Origin of the sequence: Kitasatospora humi, from assembly GCF_020907985.1 — a bacterium.
Lineage (GTDB): Bacteria > Actinomycetota > Actinomycetes > Streptomycetales > Streptomycetaceae > Kitasatospora > Kitasatospora humi.
Genome location: NZ_JAJJPA010000044.1, coordinates 19,164 through 39,177 on the forward strand (window position 1 = coordinate 19,164; position 20,014 = coordinate 39,177).

A 20,014-nucleotide genomic window follows, 5' to 3' on the forward strand; every position below is an offset into this window, starting at 1 on the left:
GTGCGGGCCGGACCAGCCGGCTCCGACCGTCGCGGCCTCGACCCGCCCCGGCACGGCCGCCACGGTCACGCCCCCTGCCTCACCATCGACTTCAGCTTCGGCTTCCGCGTCCGGCTCCGCCACGGCCGCGACCCCGGCCGACGCCGCCCTGATGGCAAGTCTGCTGCCGCTGCCGCCCGGGGCCCACGAGTGGCCGGCCGATACCGGCACCCAGGACCTGAACTCCTTCGTCAAGCTGATGTACGCTCCGGACGCCCAGCAGCAGGAACTGCCGCTGATGACCCGGCGCGGCTTCGTCGTCGCGGCCACCCGGGGCTGGAGGGCCCAGGACGGCACCCAGGTGCACGCCTACCTGATCAAGTTCTCCGCCGCCACCGGCGCGGAGAGCTTCTACGACGGAGTGACCAACACCTGGCGCGATCACACTGACGAAGGCACTGTCTTCGACGACGCGTCGGACCAGGCCACCGGACTCTCCGTTACCAAGCTGGACAAGCTGGGCAACGCGGGCGTGATCCTGATGACCCACCGCGGAGACACCGCGATCTACCTGCACTACTTCACCGCCGCCACCCCCGACCAAGCCGGCGCCAGCGCCCTGCTACACCGCCAGCTCGACCTCCTGGCCCACCCGGCCGCCCCAGCCGGGGCCTGAGCTCCGCGGGACCTCTGCCCCGCCCGGCCGGTGACCGCAGGTCAGTCGTGCTCCTCCTCCTCCGCCGGCAGCGGGAAAAGCCGCGACGCCACGGCACCCCCAACCAGCCTGGGTCCGTGTGGCACGCCGCACGGAGCCAGGCCGTTGCCGGCAGGAAGGCGCCGGGTGAGAGCGGGCGTTCCCGACGAGTCATCCTCCGGCCGAGGCGCTGAACACCCGAGCGAGGACCGCCGCCGACCCCGCCACCGTCGGGCCCGGAACGTGACGGTGGCAACCGGCCGTCTGTGGGGAAATCCCGGGCTCTGGCGCGAGTTCCGCGAATGCCGCTTCGGGGCAGCTGCTACGCCGCGAACTTCTGAGGCTCATGGCGTTCTGAGTGGGACGGCCGGGGCGCGTCCCGGAGTGGAAACATCCGATTCATGGGGAAAAGGGATACATTCTGAACCGCCTGGCCCCAGCGGCTGGCCAGGTCCTCCACTTCCGGCTGCGGCGCGGTCGCCCGCCCCCGCGCCGACAGACCCGGTCCCAGGAAGGACGGCGGGATGAAGTCCGTCACCGGCAGGACCGATCACGTGGTCGTCGTCGGCGCGGGCCTCGCCGGACTCTCGTGCGCCGCGCACCTGCTCGCCGCCGGCCGCCGCGTCACCGTCGTCGAACGCGGGACGCAGCCGGGCGGCCGGGCCGGTCTGCTCGAACACGATGGCTATCGGATCGACACCGGGCCGACCGTGCTGACCATGCCCGACCTGCTGGAGGAGGCGTTCGCCGCCGCGGGCAGCTCGCTGCGCGAACGCGTCGAGCTGGTCCGGCTCGACCCCGCCTACCGGGCCCGGTTCGCGGACGGTTCCACGATCGACGTGCACAGCGACCCGGAACGGATGGAGCAGGAGGTCCGGCGCGCTGCCGGTCCGGTCGAGGCGGCCGGCTATCGGCGGCTGCGGTCATGGCTGGAGCAGCTCTACCGGGCGCAGCTGCGCTCCTTCGTGGACGCCAACTTCGACTCGCCGCTCGGCCTGCTCGGCCCGGACCTGGCCCGGCTGGTCGCGCTGGGCGGGTTCGGCCGGCTCGGCCCGAAGGTCGCCTCCTTCCTGCGCGACGACCGGCTGCGGCGGCTCTACTCGTTCCAGTCGCTCTACGCCGGAGTGGCGCCGGCCCGCGCGCTCGCGGCGTACGGCGTGATCGCCTACATGGACACCGTCGCCGGGGTCTGGTTCCCGCGCGGCGGGGTGCACGCCGTGCCGCGCGCGCTCGCCGCCGCTCTGGTGGCGGCCGGCGCCGAGCTGCGGTACGGCACGACCGCCGAGTCGTTCGAACGCGGCCCCTCGGGGCGGGTCGTGGCGGTGCGCACCGCCGACGGCGAGGTGCTGGGCTGCGACGCCGTGGTGGTCACCGCCGACCTGCCCGGCGCCTACCGGCTGCTCGGCCGGCGCCCCCGCCGGATGCTGCCGCTGCGCTGGTCGCCGTCGGCGTTCGTGCTGCACGCCGGCACCAGCCGCCGCTGGAGCGGGCTGGCGCACCACACGCTCTCCTTCGGCGCGGCCTGGGAATCGACGTTCCGCCAGGTGATGCGCCAGGGTCGGCTGATGACGGATCCGTCGCTGCTGATCACCAACCCCACCGTCACCGACCCGGCACTGGCCCCGGCGGGACGGCACCTGCACCACGTGCTCGCGCCCTGCCCCAATCTGCGGACCGGTCCGATCGACTGGGCGTGGGAGGCGCCCAGGTACCGTGACGCCCTGGTGCGCGAGCTGGAGCGCCGGGGCTTGGTCGGGTTCGCGGACGCCGTCGAGTTCGAACGGGTCGTCACCCCCGCGCACTGGTTGGCCGAGGGGTTCGGCGCCGGCACGCCGTTCTCCGCCGCCCACACGGTGGGCCAGACCGGACCGTTCCGGCCGCGCAACCTGGTGCCGGGGGAGCAGAACGTCGTGCTCGCGGGGTGCGGTACGACGCCGGGGGTCGGGGTGCCTACGGTGCTCCTCTCGGGCAAGCTGGCGGCCGCCCGGGTCACCGGCGCCACCGGAACCACCGGCCGGGCCGCCTCGCGACCGGCCGGCGCTGGAGCGGCGCGGTGAGCTCGCGCGAGCTGCACCGGGCCGGCATCGCCGAGCCGGCCCTGCGCGAGGCCTACCGGCAGTGCCGCGCGCTCAACGCCGCGCACGGCCGCACCTACTTCCTCGCCACCCGGATGCTCAGCCCCGACCGGCGGCCCGCCGTGCACGCCCTGTACGGGTTCGCCCGGTGGGCGGACGAGATCGTCGACGACCAGCGGTGCCGGGTACCGGTCGAGCACCGCGCCGCGGCGCTGCACCGGCTGGCGGCCGACCTGCGCGGCGCGATGGCCACCGGGTGGAGCAGCGAACCGGTCTGCGTGGCCGTCGCGGACACCGCGCGCCGCTACCGCATCCCGTACCGGTACTTCGAGGACTTCCTCGCCGCGATGCGCCAGGACCTGCACACCACCGACTACCCGAGCTTCGCGGACCTGAGGGCCTACATGCACGGCTCGGCGGCCGTGATCGGCCTGCAGTGCCTGCCGGTGCTCGGCACGGTGACCGATCCCCGGACCGCGGCCCCGCACGCGGCCGGCCTGGGCATCGCCTTCCAGGTCACCAACTTCATCCGCGACGTGGGGGAAGACCTGGACCGCGGCCGGGTCTACCTGCCGGCCGACCAGCTCGCCGCCCACGGCGTGGACCGCGGGCTGCTGGCCTGGTGCCGGCGCACGGGCCGCGGCGACCAGCGGGTGGTCGCGGCGCTGCGCGACCAGATCGGCCACGCCAGGAGCCTCTACCGGTGGGCGGCCCTCGGCGTGCCGATGCTGGCGGTGGAGTCACGGCCGTGCGTCGGCGCCGCGCTGGTGCTCTACCGGGGGATCCTCGACGAGATCGAACAGGCGGGTCCGATGGCGGTGCTGCACCGGCGGGTGTCCGTGCCCAGGCGTCGGCGCGCCCGGGTTGCGGCCATCGGGCTGTACGGCGTGCTGGCGGCGCGCCGGGCCGCGCGGCGCGGAGTGGACCCGGTCGGCGAGGCCGCCGCCGAGCACGTGAGAGGAACGCGGTGAGCGAACGGCGCCGGCCGGGTGGTGGCCTGCCGCTGCGGCGGGTGCGGCGGCAGCGGTGGCTGGAGCAGCAGCCCGCCTGGCCCGAGGCGCGGGCGGCGGTGATCGAGGCGGCGCTCGCCCGCTGCACCGCGCGTGCGGCCGGCAACTGGTACGTCATCGGCGCCAGCCGCTCGCTCCCGCCCGGCCGGGCCGCGGCACGCCGGGTCGCCGGACGGGAACTCGTGGTGTGGCGCGACCGGACGGGCGGCGTGCACGCCGGGCCGGGTGCCTGCCCGCACCTGGGCGCCGCGCTGGGCGACAGTGCGGTGGACGGCTGCGACCTGGTCTGCCGCTGGCACGGCATGCGGCTCGGCCCCGGGGGCACCCCGGCCTGGCGCACCCACCCGTGCCACGACGACGGCCTGCTGCTCTGGGTGCGGCTGGACCAGGCCGGCGGCGAGCAGGCCACCCCGGCACCGCCGCTGGTCCGGCGGCTGGAGCTGCGGACGTCGCTGACCGCCGTGCTGAGCGTCGCGGGCCGGTGCGAGCCGCAGGACGTGATCGCCAACCGCCTCGACCCGTGGCACGGCGCCTGGTTCCACCCGCACTCCTTCGGGGCCCTGACGGTCCTGGCGAGCCCGCCGGCGCAGCCGCCGGGCGGTTGGCCGCCGATGCGGACCGGTTCATCGTCCGGCTCGACTTCCGGCTCGGCCGGCAGCTGGCCGTGCCCGTCACCGCAGCCTTCACCGCGCCGGGGCCGCGCACCGTCGTCATGGAGATCATCGAGGGAGAGGGAGTCGGCAGCACCGTCGAAACGCACGCCACCCCGGTCTGCGCGCCAGGCGAGCCGGCCCGCACGATCGTCACCGAAGCCGTCGTGGCAGCCTCCGACCGGACCGGCTTCGCGCTCGCCCGCGCGCTGGCGCCCCTGACCCGGCCACTGATCCGGCGGGCCTGCGCGCGGCTCTGGCGCGACGACCTCGCCTACGCCGAGCGGCGCCACGCGCTGCGCGCCCGCCCCGACGGGGCCGCCAGGTGAACGGCGCCGACGCGCGCCCGGGGAGGGTGCCCGGGTGAGGAGCGTCGACATCGCGGTCATCGGAGCGGGCGCCGCCGGGCTCGCCTTCGCCCACCACCTGTGCGCCGTGCCCGGCGGTCCGAGCGTGGCCCTGGTCGAACCCGACCGCACCGATCCGCGCCGCCCCGGCCCGCGCACCTGGTGCTACTGGGAGACCGGTCCCGGGGCCTTCGACGACCTGCTGACCGCCAGCTGGGACCACGCCGACGTCTGGTCCGCGGACGGCCTGCGGACCCGCCACCCACTGGGACCGAGCCGGTACAAGATGCTGCGCTCTGATCACCTCGCCGACGCGGTCCTCGGCCGGCTGGCGCGCACGCCGGGCTCCGGCCGGGTCACCGGCACGGTCACCCGCGTGCGCACCCGGCCCGGCCACGCCGAAGTCACCGTCGAGCACGCCGGCGCCAGCAGCACGCTGCGCGCGGGCTGGGTGCTCGACTCCCGGCCGCGCCCGCAGCCCCCGGGCGGTCGGACGAACCTGGTGCAGCACTTCGAGGGCTGGTTCGTCCGCACCGAGCGGCCCGCCTTCGACCCCGCCGCACCACTACTCATGGACTTCCGCGTCCCGCAGCCACCCGGCACCGGCCTCGCCTTCGGCTACCTGCTGCCGCTGGACGACCGGAACGCGCTGGTCGAGTACACCGTCTTCGGCCGCGCGCCGTGGCCCCGGCCCGCCTACCACCAGCCCCTCGCCGCCTACCTGTGTGAGGTGCTGCGGGTCGGGGACTACCAGGTCACGGCGGTCGAGGCCGGCGCCGTGCCGATGACCGACGCCCCCCACCCCCGGGCCGACGGCGCCCGCCACCTGCGGATCGGCACCGCCGGCGGAGCCGTCCGCCCCGCCACCGGCTACAGCTTCGCCACCAGCCAGCGGCAGGCCCGCGCCACGGCCCGCGCGGTGGCCGCAGGCCGCCCACCCGTGCCGCCCAGGCCCTACCCCAGGCGCCACCTGCTGATGGACGCCGTCGTGCTGCGCGCCCTCGACCAGGGCCGAATCGGACCCGACTTCTTCACCCGCCTGTTCCGGGCCAACCGCACCGCGAACGTGCTGCGCTTCCTCGACGGCACCTCGAACCCCGCCCAGGAGCTGGCCGTCGGCCTGCGCAGCCCGCTGCGGCCGATGCTGCGCAGCTGCCTCGACCTCGCCCGGCACCACCTGGGCTCCGCCCGCGCGCAGACTGCCGACCCAGCCACGGAGGTACCGTGACCCGCCTGCCCACGGAGTCGCCGTGACCCGTCCGCTCCCGCCCGGTGCCCGTGACCGGCGGGCCGTCAAGTGGCCCGCCCCGCCAGGGCTCCCGCACGCCCAAGCCCCGGCGCCACGCGCGGCCGTGGTCGGCGGGGGCATCGCCGGGCTGGCCGCAGCCACCGCGCTGGCCGAACGCGGCGTCACCGTCGACCTGTACGAGCGGAACCCCCAGCTCGGCGGCCGGCTCGCCGGTTGGCCCACCGTGCTCGCGGACGGCACCACCGCCACGATGAACCGCGGCTTCCACGCCTTCTTCCGCCAGTACTACAACCTGCGTGCCCTGCTCAGACGCATCGACCCCGGCCTGGGTTTCCTCACCGCCCTGCCCGAATACCCGCTGCACAGCGGCACCGGACACACCGACAGCTTCCTGCGACTGCCCCGCACCCCACCCTGGAACGCGCTGGCCTTCGCGCTGCGCAGCCCCACCTTCCGCCTCCGCGACCTGGTCAGGATCGACGCCCGCGCCGCCCGCCCGCTGGGGAACGTGAGCGTGCCCGCCGTCTACGACACCCTCGACCACGTCAGCGCCGCCGACTTCCTCACCGCCGTGAACTTCCCCGGATCCGCCCGGCACCTGGCCTTCGAGGTCTTCTCCCGGAGCTTCTTCAGCGCGCCCGACACCCTGTCGGCGGCTGAACTCGCGCTGATGTTCCACATCTACTTCCTCGGATCATCCGAAGGACTGCTCTTCGACGTCGCCAACCGGCCGTTCCCCGAAGCGCTGTGGCACCCCCTCGCCGGACGGCTCGCGGCGCTGGGGGCGCGCATCCAACTGGCCACCGCCGTCGAGCGGGTGCTGCCGCGTGCCGACGGCCGTTTCGACGTCAGCACCGCCGACGGCGCCACCGCCACGGTCGACGCCGTCGTCCTCGCCACCGACACCGCCGGCTTGCGCACCCTCGCCCAACGCTCGGACCGGCTCGCCGACCCGGCCTGGCGCGCCGCCGCGGCCGGACTCCGGCAGGCGCCGCCCTTCCTGGTCAGCCGCTACTGGACCGCGACCGCCGTCCGGCCCGACCGCCCCGGCTTCCTCGGCACCAGCGGCCACGGACCGCTCGACAACGTCAGCGTCGTCAACCGGTGGGAGGACGAGGCCGCGGGCTGGGCGGCCCGCACCGGCGGATCGGTGGTCGAACTGCACGCCTACGCCGTCCCGCCCACCGCCGACCGGGCCGCGACCGAACGGGAGCTGCTGGCTCGCGTGCGCACCCTCTACCCAGAGCTCGCCGCCGCCCGGATCGTCGACACCCGGCACCTCTGGCAGAGGGACTGCCCGCACTTCGCCGTCGGCGGCTACCACCGGCGCCCCGGCGTGCGCACGCCCCACCCGCGCCTGGTGCTCGCCGGCGACGGCGTCCGCTGTCCGCTGCCGGCCGCGCTGATGGAGCGGGCCGCCACCACCGGCTTCCTCGCCGCCAACGCCCTGCTGACCACCTTCGGCATCCGGGGCCACGACCTGTGGTCCGTTCCCATCCGCGGCCGCACCCGCCCCCTGCGCGGCCTCTGCGGTGGCTGAACCAAACCACAATGGCGGTCCCGTCCGCGCCGTCCGTTTTCCGGTAACGGAGACCGGAAAGGCGCGGGACGGTGGGCCGCTGCCCGGCGGGACGGTGGGCCGCTGCCCGGCGGGACGGACGGTGGGCCGCTGCCCGGCGGGACGGTGGGCCGCTGCCCGGCGGGACGGCCGACGTCCGGTCCCGGCCGTTCGGCCCGGGACCCGAGGAGAGGTGGACCGATGGCACCCAGCGCACCCCCGACCCCGGCACGCGGTCCCGGTGGGAGCGGAGCGTCGAGCCGGCGCCGAACGGCAGGCGGCGGAGCAGTCCTTTCCCGGCGCCCGACCCGCCGGCCGGCCGCAAGGCCGCACCGGTGGACCAAGCGCCCCTGCGCACAACGGAACTGACCACCGTGCGCCCGCACGACGGAACTGATCACCGTGCGCCTGCTGCTGACCGCTGACACGCACATCCCGACCCGCGCCCGGTCCCTTCCCGGGCAGTTGCTGGACGCCGTGGAGGATGCCGATGTCGTCCTCCACGCAGGCGACTGGGTCGACACCGACACCCTCGACCTCCTGGAGCGCCGCGCCGCCCGGCTGATCGCCGTGCACGGCAACAACGACGGTCCGGCCCTGCGCGCCCGGCTCCCCCTGGTGGCGGAGGCCGAACTGGACGGGCTCCGTTTCACCGTGGTCCACGAGACCGGCCCCGCCCGGGGCCGCGAGCAACGCTGCGCGGCCCGCTTCCCGGAGACCGACGTGCTGGTCTTCGGGCACAGCCACATCCCCTGGGACAGTCGGAGTGGACGGCTGCGGCTGCTCAACCCTGGTTCCCCCACGGACCGCCGCCGCCAGCCGTTCGCCAGCTACCTGACGGCCCAACTGACCGGCGGCCGGCTCACCGACGTCCGACTCCACCCCCTGCCCCGCCGTTCCTGACCCGCCGGCACGCAGCCGAGCCGGTGAGCTCAGCGTCGCCGGCGACTACGCCCATTACCTGCCTGGATATCGGCGTGGATCCGGTCGCCTCCGGGGCCCGGTACAGCTCGGCCCGCAGCCACCAGCGCGCCGGTGGCAGGGCCGCCGATCGTCTCGTCGGAGGGCCCCTCGCCCATCTCCTGGTAGAACTCCACGCGCTGCGCCGGTGGCAGGGCCGCCGCGACGCCGTACTGGGTGCGGGCGATCGGCTGCCGGTCGTCGTGGTGGCCACGCACGGGTGCGGTGCTCACCGTGCCTCCGAAGGGTGCGCGCGACGGGCTCCGGGTACCGTCTCCACCCTCCCGACCGCTGCCGACACCGGCCTTCCCCTTCAGGCACAGCCCGCTGACCTCATCAGGGAGTGTCGCCGACCCAGTCCCAGCGCAGCGGATCCTGGGCGCGGGGCTCGTAGTGCGCGCGCCCGCCCGGGCCGTGTCGACCGATCTCGGTGAGCAGCGCGGCACCGTCGGCCAGCTCCTCGGTGCTCCAGCCGGTCACGTCAAGGAGCAGTCCGTCGAGCGGGCCGGCACAGAGTTCGCGGTAGACGTGCCCCGGCTGCGGGCCGGGATCGGGGTCGTCGTGGTCCGCTCCGTAGACCCTGCCCCGCATCAATGCCTCCTCGTCCATGCCGGTCAGCTTGCCGGCTGCCACCGACAGCCGTCCTCGTCGGCTGCGGTCCTCACCGTGTCTCGGCGTGTCCTGGGGAAGCCGGGCGCCGAACGTCCGCGGGTCGCCGGGGATGCACGTCTTGGGCACCAGGAAGGCACATGAGCTGAAGTGAATTCAATGCTGCCATTGATTCACGAGAGTTGACAGAGCGGAGTGCCGACGCCAGGCTGTAGGCCGGTTAGCAGCTCATCCGATCACCAATGAACGGAAGGTGCATCACCATGCGTAGCAGACTGAAGGGTTCCGCCGCCGTCCTGCTGACGGCGACACTTGCGCTCCTCGGGGTCTTCGGCTCGGTCACCACCGCACAGGCCGACCCCGGCCAGTGCAGCACCAGCTACAGCGGCTACTTGGGGTCCGCGAACTGTTCCGGAGTGCCCGCGGGCGAGATCTGGGAGGCTCAGGTCGGCTGCTTCTACCTTGACAGCTCTGGCTTCCCGGTCAGTTTCCAGGTGCTCGGGAACCAGGTGAACGGGAGCGGGACATCGACGGGGTTCTGCGGATACGGCACCTACGCGACGAAGAACATCTCGGAGATCGTCGTGAGCGGGCCACCGGTCTCGGGTCCGACGGGCCAGATCACGGGCCTGGCCGGCAAGTGCCTTGACGTCCAGAACGCGAACACGGCCAACGGCACCCAGGTCCAGCTCTACGACTGCAACGGTTCGGGCGCCCAGCAGTGGACGGTGGCCTCCGACGGTACGCTGCACGCCCTCGGGAAGTGCCTGGACGTGCGCAACGGTGGCACCGGCAATGGCACGGCGGTGCAGATCTACGACTGCAACAATTCCGGCGCCCAGCAGTGGAAGCCGCAGCCGAACGGCTCGATGGTGAACCCGCAGTCCGGCCGCTGCCTGGACGTGCGCAACGCCGGCACCGCCAACGGCACCCCGGTTCAGATCTACGACTGCAACAATTCCGGCGCCCAGCAGTGGAGCCTGCCCCACTGACGGCCTGACGCCCCGTCTCCACCCTTGCGGTCTTCCGCAGATGCGACCGGCTACCCGAGGCCGCCGGTTTGGCGGTGCCGGTGCGCGGGGCGGGGCGTTGCCGTTCCTGCGGGCGAGTCGGCGGGCGGCGTGCAGGTCGGTACCGGTGGCCGTGCCTCATCAGCGGCTCCCAGCGAGTTCGCGCTCGCGGCGGCGAGCGGCCAACTGCTCGCGCAGGCTGGTGCCCTCGGAGAGGTCCCCCATCCAGGCGGGGACCACTCCGAGGGCACTTCAGCGCCGTCGATCGTCGGGGCCCCGTGCAGTGCGGGCTGGTCCAGCAGCGGCGTGCACAGTCCGCACGGCAGCAGCCCGCTGGCTGCGGCTGCGCGGCCGCGCGACTCCAGCGGGAGAGAGGGCCTTACGTGATGGAGTCCTCCAACGGCGCGAATGCAGATTTCGTGTCCGCACACGACATGCGCTATAAACCCTGTGATCATCTTTCAGCTCAGCAGGAGTCGCGATGCGCAAGTCTCTCAAGGCAGTCATAGCGGGCGGTGCGGCCATGCTGGCCGTGTCGATGGGATCGGGTACGGCCTTCGCCGACACCGCCACCAACGCGCCGAAGTACGCGGACGTCACCGTGAACACCAACTACGGAGACTGCGAGGCCAACATCTCGCTGGTTGGCACGGACCAGGACTACGTCCAGAGCAACTTCTGGAACCACAACACAGGGGACACGTTCAACTGTCACTTCTGGATCCAGCGTGCCCAGAGGGACTCGTCCGGCAACTACGGCAAGTTTACGAGCCTCTACGGCAACCAGCCCATCTATCTCGGCCCGACCCCCGGCGGTGTCAACCTGTGGTCGACCGGGCAGTACTGGGACGGCCCGGGCTACCTCGCCGAGGCATGCTTCTACATGACCGACCTCACGGGCTGGACGGGTGCCACCCACTGCACCAACCCCATCTGACCCGGTCCATACCGTGTCTCGAGGCGGCCGCGAGATCGCGGCCGCCTCTTTGCGCTGACGGTCGGCAGCAGGTCCAGCTCGCCGACAACAACGCCCTCACCGGCGTCCGCTGGGTCCCGCGCCCGCCACCGCGCACCGGGTCCTCACCCGCTACAAGCTCGCCCGCCTCGCACACCTCGACCGGGCCACGGGCCGAACGATCCGACGCTACGAGCATGACGCACCCGGCGAGTTGGTCCACGTCGACATCAAGAAGCTCGGCAACATCCCCGATGCCGGCGGGCACCACGTACTCGGCCGCCAGGCCGGCCGCAAGACCCGCTCCGGCGTGGGCTACAGCTACCTGCACAACGCCGTCGACGACCACTCCCGGTCGACCTCGGCCGCGTCGAGGAAGCAGTGCTACTCCTCCAGCAGCGCCCGCAGCCCCAACCGGCGGTTCCGGCTCCGCACCCCGGGAGCGCTCCGGGCATGGACAGCGAGCACCAGGACCAGGCCGGCCCGGTCGACGAGGCGCGGGCCCGGGAGTCGACCGAGCAGCTGCGTGCGGAGACCGGCCCTGAGCAGCCGTCATCAAGGCCTCATAATCGCCTTCGGGGTCCTCAAGTAGGCCCCCGGACCTTACGCGATGTCAGCCCCCGCGCCGCGGTCGCGTCAGTGCTGCGGGGCGGACGGGTTCAGCACGGCGCCGAGGAGGCGGTTGGCGAGCGGGGTGGGGGCGCCGAAGTCGAGGCCGAGGTTGGAGACGGAGTAGACGGCGCGGATGGACAGGTCGCGGGTGGCGAACATGCCGTTGGCGTAGCCGTCGTCGTGGCCGGTCTTGCCCCAGAGCACCGTGCCGTTCGGCAGCGGGGTGGACATCAGGCCGGCGCCGAAGCAGGCCTGCTTGTTGCAGGAAGTGCCGCCGACGAACGGGACGAGCTTGCCCTCGTTGTCCTTGGGCAGGGTGAACAACTCGTTCTGCTGCGCGGCGGGCAGCAGGCGGCCCTGGAAGAGGGCGGTGAGAAAGTGGTCCAGGTCGGCGGGAGTGGAGATCATATTGGACGGGTCGCCGCCCTGCTCGCTGACGTCCACCGCCCGGCCGCTGTCGTCGGTCATGTAGCCGTGCAGGTAGGGGCGGGGCATCTGGGGGTCGTCCTCGGGCACCGAGGTCTGGTCGAGGTGCAGCGGTTGGAGGATGCGGTCGGTGACCTCGTCCTTGAATGAGTGGCCGGTGGTCTGTTCGATGAGCTTGGCCGCTATACGGAAGCCGAGGGAGTTGTACTCCTGCTTGGTGCCGGGGGCGAAGTGCGGGCCGGGCCACGGGCGGTCGGCCGGGCGCAGGGTGTCCTGGATGATCTCGTCGAAGGTCCGGTAGGTGTAGCGGTTGGCGATCGTGTCGTCGGCGCTGTCGGCGGGCTTGCCCTCGTCCACGTTCGGCAGGCCGCTGGTGTAGTTCACCAGCTCGCGGACGGTGATGGGGGCGAAGGTTTTGGGGAGCAGGCCCGGCATGTAGTGCTGGACGGTCTGGTCGAGGTCGATGCTGCCCTCGGCGGCGAGTTGGAGGATGACGGTGGTCTCGAAGACCTTGGAGATGCTGCCGGCGTGGAAGTGCGCGTTCTCCGGGATTTTTCGGCCGCTCTGGCTGTCGACGGTGGAGCCCTTCCACAGCCGGCCCGGTTCGGCGACCCGGGCGATCGCGCCGGTGGCGTCGTCGCCGGGGTGGGTCTGGATGGCGGCCTCCAATGCGGCGGGGTCCAGCGGCGGGAAGGCCGTCGTGGACCCGGCATCGGGACCGGAGCTGCCTTCGGCGAAGGCCTGGGTCCCCGAGGCGGCGGTGAGGCCGACGAGGGCGGAGCAGGCCAGCCCGAGAGCGGCGGCACGACGGGCGAGGGGCTTCATGTGACACTCCGTTGAAGGATCTGCGGTTGCGTCGGCCTCATGGCGACATGATCGATCTTGCTCCGCCACCACCCCTGGTGGGTATCGGGATCGCCCCTGAACCACCCCTGATCAGTTCCGCCTCCCGCCTCGGGGTGACCACCTATCAGGGCTGGACGCGGGCTGGACCAAGGCGTCGGCGCCGCCCTTCCGGACGACGCCCCCTCGACTGTCAGCGGCCAAGATCTTTTCCCCAGGTACGGCCAGTTGCCAGTCCCCGCCGGCGGCCAGTTCGGGCAGCACGCCAGAAGGCCGTGTCACAGACCGTGACGCCATGCCAAGGCTTTGCCTCACGTGGTGTTCGGACTCTTGATCGTCAGCGGCTTGAGATCGAGGATCGTGCAATGGCTATCGAAGCGCTGCTCTGGGACATGGACGGAACGTTGTTGGATACCACCGTGGTGGTGCCCGCAGCGTTCGTGAGGACGGTGCGGGCGCTGGGTGGGCGGTCCATCGACGAAGCCGAGGTGGTCGGCGCCTACTGGCGCGGCACACCCGAGGTCATCCTGGAGCACCTCGTCGGCCGGCGACTGGCCTCGGACGAGACGGACGTCTACTACCGGGAGCTGGAGAGCGCTGAGCCTGGGCTCTACCCCGGGGTGCGCGAAGTCTTCGATGTGTTGCGTTCCCAGGGGCGGGTCCGCGCGGTGTTCACCGGGGCCAGCACCCGGGCGGCCGCCATGCTGCTGAAGTCCGCGGGCCTGGAGGCCGATCTCGTCATCGGCGGGGACCAGGTTCACCGTCCTAAGCCGGCGCCCGACGGCATCCTGTTCGCCGCAGGCGAGCTCGGCACGGATACAACGCAACTGGCGTACGTCGGCGACTCGCCGCTGGACATTCGAGCCGCCAGAGCAGCGGGCAGCCACAGTGCTGCGGCCGGGTGGGGGCACATGTACGACGGGACCGAGCCCGCGGACTCGGTTCTGGCCGTTCCCCAGCAGGCGCTGGACCTTCTGGCGATGCGCGCACTCAGCTGAGGCACTCCGCTCCGGCACCGCGGCCTTAGGGTATCGCTCGCCCACTCGTCGGCACGGAGTTCATAGGTGGACATCTGCCGTGACCACCGCGTCTGGCACAGATCACCGACATGGCCCCGATCTTTGGCTACGGACGGTGATTCGCGTACGGCCAGATGACTCCCCGTCAGATGGCCGTCGGTGGGGAATCTGAACTGGCCACTAACATCGACTCGAACGAGCACGACGAATACCTGGGCACGATGACCCGCACCTGCCCGCACTGCCCCGCGCGGCCAACCTCACCGGGTGCGGATCTGGATCGCGCCGCACACGGCCTCGGTGATCCGGGTGTCGCCTCTTCTGGCTGGGGCGACGTGCCGCTCGGCGGGCAGCGTCGTCCTGACAGCGACGCGCGCAGGCGTGGGCCTTGAGGCCGACCTCAGCGTCCGGCGAGGGTGTCGAACCACGTGCGGATGAGGGGGTAGGAGGCCAGCGCCGAGCCGTTGTGGTCGGCGGCACCCGCGTCCACCACCGGCGCGTCGACCCCGGCGCCCGCCAACTGTGCCTTGCAGCTGAGGGTGTTGGCGGGTGCTACGTCCCGGTCGCCGTTTGCGTCGTAGAGCTGGACCGGCACCTGCGGGGCCCACTGGCAGACGCTGTCCGCCACCCGGAACATCTGCGCGAACTTGCCGGTCGGGTGCTGGAGTTGCTGCAGGAAGGCGGGAGTGAAGAGCTGCTGCAGACTGTCCGGGAGGGCGGCGGCCACCTGCTCGTCGGTGTGCTCGCCGTCGAACAGGTCGGTCACGGTGCGGTCGTAGGGCGCCTGGAAGGCCTCGGCCGGCGAGCCGTAGAGCGGGTGCAGCCGGTTCCATGCGATCACCAGGTCGGCGGCGTAGAACGTGGCGTCCGTGCCGAGCAGTTGGCCGCCGAGGGCGGCCGGGAGCTCGCTGCCCGTCAGGTCGTACGGTCCGCTCACCGGGGCCAGTGCGGTCAGCCGGTAGCCGGGGACCTGCCCATGCTGCAACGCCCGCCCGATGCTCATCGCGGCCGCCCCGCCCTCGGAGAAGCCGGTCACCAGCACCCGGCCGTCGGCGCGCATGCCGTGCCGGGCCTCGACCTCTCGGGCGGCGACCAGCAGGTCGGTCGAGGCCGTGGTCTCCGAGGGCGCGTCCAGGTACGGGTGGGTGCCGGGCCCGACGCCCAGCCCCAGGTAGTCCGGCGCCACCGCGGCGAAGCCGTCCCCGGCGAACATCACCGCCGCCGCGCGGTTGGGCCCGTCCGCCACCGAGGGGGCCTCACCTCGGTAGGCCATGGTGCCGTGCGCGTACTCGACGGTGGTCAGTGCGCGCGGCCCCGGATCGCGCGGGAGCGCCACCAGCCCGCTCGCAGTGGTGGGCCGCCCGTCTGGGGTGACCGTCCGGTAGACCACCCGCTCCAGCTCGACCCCGCCCCGTTCGGCCGGGGTGACGAAGCCGGCGTCCCGGACACTGGTGGTGGCCTGCTGGGCGTCCAGTGCGGCAAGCGGGGTGTCCGAGACCACGGCGCCGCGGTGTGCCCGGCCGGCGCCCAGGTCGACCGCCGTCGCGGTGGCGCTGCCGGCCCCGGCGGTCAGGCAGAGGACGACGGCGGCTGCGGACAGCCGCAGGGTGGTGCGGCGGTGCGACTGCTGCTTCGGCATCGGGTTGGTCATCGAAGTCTTCCCTCGTTCGGTCGCGCTCCCGGGAGCTTCCCGGTGCCCCCAACACTTCCAGCGCGGCGGCCCGGGAACGATGGAGCTGCCGGGCGTACTGGGGGTGGGGAGAACCCCCGGTACGCCCGGGGGCGAACAGGGACCTCAGGTGTCGAGCGAGGCGAATCCGGAGCGCCAGAAGGCGAGCGGCTGGCGGTTGAGTTCCTTCAGCGCCCGGGGAGTTGTCCGCTCCGTGCTCCCAGGGCCGTCGGGTCCTTGACGGCGCTTCTGGCGCAAGGACGCACGACAACCCAGCACTCGCTCGTGAAATCAGCGAGGTTGCGCAGCGGGCCCGCCCCGCAGTCAGGGACTTCCTGGTGAGTGACACAGGAAACGCCATGCTCACACCCGAGTGGGACTTCTCCTCCGACAGCGAGCCTCTTGTCCGCTCTGGAAATGCTTCGAGGCGGAGCTGACCGCCCGTCCAGGACGGGCCACATCAGTCGAACGGCAGCTCAAGCACCACCCGATGGCCACCACCGCCCACTGCCCGCCCACGGCTCGACCCTTGGCTCACTTCCGTGCAGCGGGTAGCCGCAACCGCCGGCTTCGCGGGGCGTTATCCCGGTGAGCTCCATCAACGCGCCAACCAGACACCGGGAGAACCCGACACCATGAAGATCACTGCCCGCAGTGCCCTGCTGGCCTGCGCCCCGCTGCTCGCCGCCGTACCGCTGTTCGCCGGCGCCTCGGCCCACGCCAACTCCACCGCACCCACGACCGATGCCACATGCGTGCTCAACGCCCACGGCGTCTTCGCCACCGCAGTCGATCCAGGGGGCGTCAACCTCCCGCTGGCCGACACGCTGGTCATGACCGGAACCGTGACATGTGTGGACACTGCCCACGCGCCCGTGGCCGCCGGAACCTTCCAACGCACCGTCACCATGCCCGGCACGGAGTGCACCGGAGACGAACACGGGGACACGTCCACCACGACCATCCACTGGACCGACGGAACCACCTCCACCTTCAGGTTCGACAAGACCGACGTCGTGAAAGTGAACGGCACCGCCTCACTGGTCGTCAGCGGCACCGTCACCGCCGACAGCACGCGCTTCGCCAACGACACCATCAACGCCGTGGGCACCAGCTCCGGCACCGGCTGCGGCACCCCGGCAGGCGAGACCGCCCTCGACTCCACCCTCGTCCTCCGCCTCACCCACTGAACAACACCGCCGACCGGTGCACAGCCGCACGTGAAGGAAGAACCGACATGACCCTCACCCCGCCCGAACCGCGGGCAACCGCGACGGCCACCCCCACAACCCCGAAGGCCCGCATCTACGCGATGCTGGACACCGACGGAGACGGAACCGCCTCCAGGCACGACTACTTCGTCCGGATCGAACGAGCCCGGCAGGCCACCGGGCGTGCGCAGGACGATCCCCTGGTCATCGCCGCACAGACCGCGGGCGAACGGGCCTGGGCCGCGATGGACGCCAACGGCGACGGTGTGATGACCTACGAGGAGTACACGGCGTGGGTGGACGGGGACAAGTTCGACAACGTCTGCCGGTACGCCCTCGCGGCCCTGTTCGACCTCGCCGACGCCGACCAGGACGGCGAGCTCCAGCGGTCCGAGTTCACCATGCTGCGCCAGGCACTGGGCAATCCGACCGACAACGCCGACGCGGCCTTCGACGCACTGGACACCAACGGCGACGGCCGGGTCAGCCGCAGCGAATACCTGGCGGCCATCCGAGCGTACGTCACCGGCGACGACTCCCCCATGGGTGAAGCCTTGTACTGACCTTCACACCCGACAGGCCATACGGCACCGCCACGGCGGCCGGGTGCTGCCGCCTTCATCGTCGCCACGGCACCACCCCGGCCGAGGCCGGCTGTGAAGAGGCGGCGCTGTCGACAGAGTTGCGCGGCACAGCCGGAAGTCACCGGCAGGGCCGCGCGGCGAGACGACAGCAGACCCTGGGTCCTGGCGGCCCGTCAGGGCTGGCTGCGGTGCGCCCCGGGACGGGCCGGCGAGGCCTGCTCGCTGCTGCGCAGTGCGAGGGTGGTGGTGCGGGTCCGCTGCGGCCTGCTCAGGACTTCGCGCAGCGCGGCGAGAAGCGCGCCGCCGCCTTCAGCAGGCGGCCCTGAAAGGCAACCTCCGGCGGCAGAGGTCAGCGCAACCCCGAGTAGCAACGCCCAGTAGCACCCTGCAGTGGCAACCGGCGCGTGCGCCTCCGCACGATGGTTGGCACCTTTGCACGCTGGTTGGCCGGCCCGGCGGATCGGGTGGCTATCGATGTCCGTCTCGTTCACCGAACACCGTGGCTGCTCGAGCCAGGAGGTCGTCATGAGAGTCGTTTTCGTACACGGAGCATGCGTCAAGGACGGATCGTGGTGGTGGCACCGCGCCGCTGAGCTGCTGGCCGAGCGGGACGTCGCCAGCGAGGCGCCCGCCCTGCCGAGTTGCGGCGAGACAGGCGAGCCCACAAGCCTGCAAGGCCCGGGACTGGCGGAGGACGTCGCGGCGGTCCGGCGGGTGCTGACGGCGAGCGACGAGCCGACCGTCGTGGTCGCCCACAGCTACGGAGGCATCGTCACCGCGGAAGCAGCGGCCGGCGTCGAAGCCGTGCGTCATCTGCTGCTCGTGTCCAGCTACCTGCCCGAGGTCGGGCAGAGCCTCTCCTCGTTCGGCGGCCGGGAGCCCGCCCCTTTCCTCGACTTCGATCCCGGGGGTGGCACGTTCACCGTCCGGCCGGATGCCCTGGCCCAGACGTTCCTCCAGGACTGCGGTCCGGACATCCAGCGACAGGCCATGGCCAAAACGGCCCGGCAAAGCCTGGCGGTCCTCGGGCAGCCGGTGCAGTCGGCGGCCTGGCAGCACGTGCCCACGACGTACCTCGTCTGCGCGCAGGACCGGGGCACCCCCGCCGAGCTGCAACGCGAGTTCGCCGGCCGGGCAGGCAGTGTCGTGGAGCTCAACACCGGCCACCACCCGTTCCTGTCCCAGCCGGCCGCGGTCCGCGACCTCGTGCTGAGTTTGTGACGGCGAGCGGCAACAACACCGCCCCGGAGCAGAGCGTCACCCGGTTCAAGCGCAGCGGCGATCGAGCGTGTGCAGCAGGTGGGCAGCGGGTACTGCTGGTACACCCTTCGCTGGTGACTCGCCGCGCCCGCCGAAAGCGGGTTTCCTGGATCACGTGGCGCTCTGCGGCCGGGCCCCGACCGCCCGGTTGCGAAGCCCCGCGCCCGACCCGCACTCGGCGGTGGCCGGCCCGTCCGGCTGTCCGCCCCGGAACGCGAAGGAACCCCTCATGCGCGGTGCAGTGATCCACGCCCCCGGCGACGTCCGCTTCGAGACGCTGGACGACCCGAAGATCCTCAAGCCCACGGACGCGATCATCCGCACGGCGGTGACCTGTGTCTGCGGCTCCGACCTGTGGCCCTACCGCGGGGCGGAGCCGATCGGCGACCCGCACCCGATGGGTCACGAGTACGTCGGCCTCGTGGAGGAGGTCGGCTCGGAGGTGACCGGTCTGCGGCCGGGCCAGTTCGTGGTCGGATCGTTCGCCACGTCCGACAACACCTGCCCGAACTGCTTGAACGGCTTCCCGTCGAACTGCCTGCACCGGGAGTTCATGTCCACCTGCCAGGCCGAGTACGTTCGGATCCCGAACGCAGCCGGCACTCTGGTCGCCCTCGACGAGGTGCCCGGCGAGGAGCTGTGGCCGAACCTGCTGGCGAACTCGGACGTGATGGGCACCGGCTGGTGGGCCGCCGACGCCGCCCAGGTGCGGCCCGGGTCGACCGCGGTGGTGGTCGGGGACGGGGCGGTCGGCCTGTGCGCGGTGATCGCCGCGAAGGAGATGGGCGCGGAGCGGATCATCGCGATGTCCCGGCACGAGGCCCGGCAGGAGCTCGCCCGGGAGTTCGGCGCGACCGACATCGTCACCGAGCGCGGTGAGGAGGGCGTCGCCCGGGTCAAGGAGCTGACCGGCGGCATCGGCGCGGACAGCGTACTGGAGTGCGTCGGCACCGCACAGGCGATGCAGCAGGCCCTGCGTTCGGCCCGCCCGGGTGGCGGCGTCGGCTTCGTCGGCGTTCCGCACGAGGTCGCCATCGACGGCCAGGAGCTGTTCTTCTCCCACGTCGGTCTGCGCGGGGGCCCCGCCCCGGTGCGGCGCTACCTGCCCGACCTGATCGAGCGCGTCCTGTCGGGCGGGATCGACCCGGGCAAGGTCTTCGACCTCACGCTGCCGCTCGCCGAGGTCGCCGAGGGCTACCGAGCGATGGACGAGCGCCGCGCCATCAAGGCCCTCCTCAAGCCCTGACGGCGCCGGGCCATGGCCAACCCGTCGGAGACCGGCGTCGTCCAGGTC

At 72.5% G+C, this 20,014-nt stretch carries 17 protein-coding genes and 2 pseudogenes; 15 read left to right on the forward strand and 4 right to left on the reverse strand.

All coding sequences use genetic code 11. The features are described from left to right. The first annotated feature begins 151 nt into the window (after positions 1-151). The 7 genes and pseudogenes from LN042_RS29185 (at position 152) to LN042_RS29215 (ending at position 8,465) form a co-directional block, all read left to right on the forward strand. Positions 152-655: a hypothetical protein gene (locus LN042_RS29185; protein WP_230054406.1), complete on the forward strand. Its 504-nt coding sequence runs from the start codon at positions 152-154 to the stop codon at positions 653-655. Positions 656-1,197: 542 nt separating this feature from the next. Beyond that, positions 1,198-2,730 (forward strand): phytoene desaturase family protein, encoded by a 1,533-nt coding sequence (gene crtI / locus LN042_RS29190; RefSeq protein ID WP_230054407.1) that lies wholly within the window; start codon positions 1,198-1,200, stop codon positions 2,728-2,730. After that, positions 2,727-3,719 carry a phytoene/squalene synthase family protein gene (locus LN042_RS29195; RefSeq protein WP_230054408.1) on the forward strand — a complete coding sequence of 331 codons (993 nt, stop codon included), beginning with the start codon at positions 2,727-2,729 and terminating at the stop codon, positions 3,717-3,719. The genes crtI and LN042_RS29195 overlap by 4 nt, the downstream gene beginning before the upstream one ends. Continuing rightward, positions 3,716-4,737: pseudogene (locus tag LN042_RS29200) on the forward strand (DUF5914 domain-containing protein). Before LN042_RS29195 ends, LN042_RS29200 begins: the two are co-directional and overlap by 4 nt. Before the next feature lie 34 nt (positions 4,738-4,771). Beyond that, a complete protein-coding gene (locus LN042_RS29205; protein ID WP_230054409.1) occupies positions 4,772-5,983 on the forward strand; it encodes a lycopene cyclase family protein in 1,212 nt (403 codons plus the stop codon). Positions 5,984-6,005: 22 nt separating this feature from the next. Next, a complete protein-coding gene (locus tag LN042_RS29210) occupies positions 6,006-7,544 on the forward strand; it encodes an FAD-dependent oxidoreductase (protein WP_308191880.1) in 1,539 nt (512 codons plus the stop codon). A gap of 420 nt (positions 7,545-7,964) precedes the next feature. Next, positions 7,965-8,465 carry a metallophosphoesterase family protein gene (locus LN042_RS29215; RefSeq protein WP_230054410.1) on the forward strand — a complete coding sequence of 167 codons (501 nt, stop codon included), beginning with the start codon at positions 7,965-7,967 and terminating at the stop codon, positions 8,463-8,465. 29 nt (positions 8,466-8,494) lie between these two features. On the opposite strand, the gene LN042_RS29220 is transcribed toward LN042_RS29215, so the two are convergent. Together LN042_RS29220 and LN042_RS29225 are read right to left on the reverse strand one after the other, a co-directional pair. After that, positions 8,495-8,755: a hypothetical protein gene (locus LN042_RS29220; protein ID WP_230054411.1), complete on the reverse strand. Its 261-nt coding sequence runs from the start codon at positions 8,753-8,755 to the stop codon at positions 8,495-8,497. 103 nt (positions 8,756-8,858) lie between these two features. Next, positions 8,859-9,131, reverse strand: a complete 273-nt coding sequence (locus tag LN042_RS29225) for a hypothetical protein (protein ID WP_230054434.1) — start codon at positions 9,129-9,131, stop codon at positions 8,859-8,861. Between the two features lie 263 nt (positions 9,132-9,394). Here LN042_RS29225 and LN042_RS29230 point away from each other — a divergent pair, with 263 nt between their 5' ends. From LN042_RS29230 to LN042_RS29240, 3 genes and pseudogenes are all read left to right on the forward strand, one after another. Further along, positions 9,395-10,123, forward strand: coding sequence for a ricin-type beta-trefoil lectin domain protein (locus LN042_RS29230; RefSeq protein WP_230054412.1), 729 nt, complete (start codon positions 9,395-9,397; stop codon positions 10,121-10,123). 499 nt (positions 10,124-10,622) lie between these two features. Continuing rightward, complete coding sequence (locus LN042_RS29235; protein ID WP_230054413.1) at positions 10,623-11,078, forward strand: hypothetical protein; 456 nt, start codon at positions 10,623-10,625, stop codon at positions 11,076-11,078. A gap of 109 nt (positions 11,079-11,187) precedes the next feature. Next, positions 11,188-11,451, forward strand: a pseudogene (locus tag LN042_RS29240) (IS481 family transposase); the annotation flags it as partial. Positions 11,452-11,732: 281 nt separating this feature from the next. Here LN042_RS29240 and LN042_RS29245 read toward each other — a convergent pair. After that, a complete protein-coding gene (locus tag LN042_RS29245; RefSeq protein ID WP_230054414.1) occupies positions 11,733-12,959 on the reverse strand; it encodes a serine hydrolase domain-containing protein in 1,227 nt (408 codons plus the stop codon). Between the two features lie 383 nt (positions 12,960-13,342). Between LN042_RS29245 and LN042_RS29250 the strand changes: the two genes are divergently transcribed. Next, entirely contained in the window at positions 13,343-13,975 is a 633-nt protein-coding gene (locus LN042_RS29250; protein WP_230054415.1) for an HAD family hydrolase, read from the forward strand. A gap of 421 nt (positions 13,976-14,396) precedes the next feature. Here the strand turns inward: LN042_RS29250 and LN042_RS29255 are convergent, their stop codons facing one another. Next, the gene (locus LN042_RS29255) at positions 14,397-15,647 is read right to left on the reverse strand and encodes an alpha/beta hydrolase family protein (protein ID WP_230054416.1); all 1,251 of its coding nucleotides are present in this window, start codon (positions 15,645-15,647) and stop codon (positions 14,397-14,399) included. A gap of 653 nt (positions 15,648-16,300) precedes the next feature. Here LN042_RS29255 and LN042_RS29260 point away from each other — a divergent pair. The 4 genes from LN042_RS29260 to LN042_RS29275 all read left to right on the forward strand — a co-directional run bounded on the left by LN042_RS29260 (position 16,301) and on the right by LN042_RS29275 (position 19,966). Beyond that, positions 16,301-16,855: a hypothetical protein gene (locus tag LN042_RS29260; RefSeq protein ID WP_230054417.1), complete on the forward strand. Its 555-nt coding sequence runs from the start codon at positions 16,301-16,303 to the stop codon at positions 16,853-16,855. A 47-nt stretch (positions 16,856-16,902) separates the two neighbouring features. Continuing rightward, positions 16,903-17,439 carry an EF-hand domain-containing protein gene (locus LN042_RS29265; protein ID WP_230054418.1) on the forward strand — a complete coding sequence of 179 codons (537 nt, stop codon included), beginning with the start codon at positions 16,903-16,905 and terminating at the stop codon, positions 17,437-17,439. 546 nt (positions 17,440-17,985) lie between these two features. Next, positions 17,986-18,681: an alpha/beta hydrolase gene (locus LN042_RS29270; RefSeq protein ID WP_230054419.1), complete on the forward strand. Its 696-nt coding sequence runs from the start codon at positions 17,986-17,988 to the stop codon at positions 18,679-18,681. A gap of 268 nt (positions 18,682-18,949) precedes the next feature. Next, the gene (locus LN042_RS29275) at positions 18,950-19,966 is read left to right on the forward strand and encodes a zinc-dependent alcohol dehydrogenase family protein (protein ID WP_230054420.1); all 1,017 of its coding nucleotides are present in this window, start codon (positions 18,950-18,952) and stop codon (positions 19,964-19,966) included. The last annotated feature ends 48 nt before the right edge of the window (positions 19,967-20,014 follow it).

Excerpts from the sequence above, each read along its gene's own strand:
- LN042_RS29270 (WP_230054419.1), top strand. The coding sequence starts at position 17,986 with ATGAGAGTCGTTTTCGTACACGGAGCATGCGTCAAGGACGGATCGTGG.
- LN042_RS29230 (WP_230054412.1), top strand. The coding sequence starts at position 9,395 with ATGCGTAGCAGACTGAAGGGTTCCGCCGCCGTCCTGCTGACGGCGACA.
- LN042_RS29235 (WP_230054413.1), top strand. The coding sequence starts at position 10,623 with ATGCGCAAGTCTCTCAAGGCAGTCATAGCGGGCGGTGCGGCCATGCTG.
- LN042_RS29250 (WP_230054415.1), top strand. The coding sequence starts at position 13,343 with ATGGCTATCGAAGCGCTGCTCTGGGACATGGACGGAACGTTGTTGGAT.
- LN042_RS29275 (WP_230054420.1), top strand. The coding sequence starts at position 18,950 with ATGCGCGGTGCAGTGATCCACGCCCCCGGCGACGTCCGCTTCGAGACG.
- LN042_RS29225 (WP_230054434.1), bottom strand. The coding sequence starts at position 9,131 with ATGGACGAGGAGGCATTGATGCGGGGCAGGGTCTACGGAGCGGACCAC.
- LN042_RS29255 (WP_230054416.1), bottom strand. The coding sequence starts at position 15,647 with ATGACCAACCCGATGCCGAAGCAGCAGTCGCACCGCCGCACCACCCTG.
- LN042_RS29265 (WP_230054418.1), top strand. The coding sequence starts at position 16,903 with ATGACCCTCACCCCGCCCGAACCGCGGGCAACCGCGACGGCCACCCCC.
- LN042_RS29185 (WP_230054406.1), top strand. The coding sequence starts at position 152 with ATGGCAAGTCTGCTGCCGCTGCCGCCCGGGGCCCACGAGTGGCCGGCC.
- LN042_RS29260 (WP_230054417.1), top strand. The coding sequence starts at position 16,301 with ATGAAGATCACTGCCCGCAGTGCCCTGCTGGCCTGCGCCCCGCTGCTC.
- LN042_RS29245 (WP_230054414.1), bottom strand. The coding sequence starts at position 12,959 with ATGAAGCCCCTCGCCCGTCGTGCCGCCGCTCTCGGGCTGGCCTGCTCC.
- crtI (WP_230054407.1), top strand. The coding sequence starts at position 1,198 with ATGAAGTCCGTCACCGGCAGGACCGATCACGTGGTCGTCGTCGGCGCG.